Annotated in this window: 1 protein-coding gene and 1 pseudogene; both read right to left on the reverse strand. The window is 66.7% G+C overall.

Annotation, left to right across the window (positions count from 1 at the left end; genetic code table 11):
• Nucleotides 1–47 precede the first annotated feature (47 nt).
• A complete protein-coding gene (locus ACIBVN_RS60885) occupies nt 48–1,082 on the reverse strand; it encodes an IS3 family transposase (protein WP_397152053.1) in 1,035 nt (344 codons plus the stop codon).
• Nucleotides 1,079–1,386 (reverse strand): annotated as a pseudogene (locus ACIBVN_RS60890) (hypothetical protein); the annotation flags it as partial. The gene ACIBVN_RS60885 and the pseudogene ACIBVN_RS60890, both read right to left, overlap by 4 nt.

The raw sequence follows: 1,386 nt of genomic DNA on the forward strand, positions 1-1,386 counted from the left end.
CGGTAGGTGTCAAGTCAAGTGCGACAGGGACTCTGCCGAGGTGATCGCTAGGCGGCCTCCTGGGTGGGTTGGGATGCGCCGTTCTGGTCTTCTTCGGGCTGGTTGATGTAGGCGACCGTTGGGATCTTGGGCAGGCGGGGCGTTCGGGTGAATCGGTGGGGGTTGGCCGTGCGGAAGCGTTCGACCGCCTGCTCGCGCCGGTCCTGGATAGCCGGGGCGGTGCCGATGTGCACGGTGAACGGCGTGTGCAGGCCCAGGCCGGCGTGGTAGTGCTCGTGGTTGTAGTACTGGAAGAAGTGGTGGCAGAACGTCTCGGCCTCGGCCAGGGAATCGAACCGCTCGGGAAACACCGGGCAGTACTTGAGGGTCTTGAACGCCGCCTCGCTGTAAGGGTTGTCGTTGCTGACCTTCGGCCGGGAGTGCGACTTGATGATGTCCAAGGTGGCCAGCAGGTCGGTGACCGGCTTGGAGGTCATCGCGGTGCCGTTGTCGGAGTGGATCGTCTGGGGTGCGATCCCACCGTTGGCGAGCAGGGAGTTCCCCATGAACTGCCGGGCCAGTTCACCCGATTCGCGCAGGTGAACCTCCCAGTGCACGACGTACCGCGAGAAGATGTCGATCATCACGTACAGGTCATAGAACTGTCGCTCCGCCGGACCGGGTAGCTTCGTGATGTCCCACGACCAGATCTCGTTCGGGGAGCGGGCGGCCAGATAGGGCTTCTTACGGGCCTCGTGGCGGGCCTGGGCACGGCGCTCGCGGACCTGATCGCGCTCGCGCAGCAACCGGTACATGGTCGACACCGAGGCCAGGTAGGTGCCCTCGTCCAGCAGCGCGGCCCATACCTGGCGGGGAGCCTTGTCGGCGAAGCGCGGGCTGTTCAAGACCGTGATCAGCTCCTCGCGCTCGGCCTCGGTCAGCTTGTTCGGCGGCGCCGGGCGTGGTGCCGGCGCGTGCTCGGGCTGCGGATGCAGGCTGCGGTAGTAGGAGCCGCGGGGGATCCCGGTCAGCGCACAGCAGACTGCGATCGGCAGGCAGGCGGCCCGCAACAACTCCAGCGTCTCGCGCCGGACGGTGGTCACGACGGCTCGTTCTCCGCGCTCTCGGAGATCATTTCCAAGAGCGCGAAACCTTTTCCCATGATGTCCAGGGCGGCCTCGGTCTGCGCCAGCTTCTTCTCTGCCCGCGCCTTGTCCCGCGCCAGCGCCGCGTTCTCCTTGCGCAGCCGCTCCAGCTCCAGCTGCTCGGGCGTCTTGCGGGCCCGGGGTGCACTGGCCGGGTTAGATGCGGAGGTCAGCTCGCCGTTGTCACGCTGGCGTCGCCACAGCGAGATGCTGGACTCATACAGCCCTTCCCTGCGCAAGATCGCGCCCTTGGTGCCGTCCG

It is taken from the genome of Nonomuraea sp. NPDC049400 (genome assembly GCF_044466425.1).
Taxonomy (GTDB): Bacteria; Actinomycetota; Actinomycetes; order Streptosporangiales; family Streptosporangiaceae; genus Nonomuraea.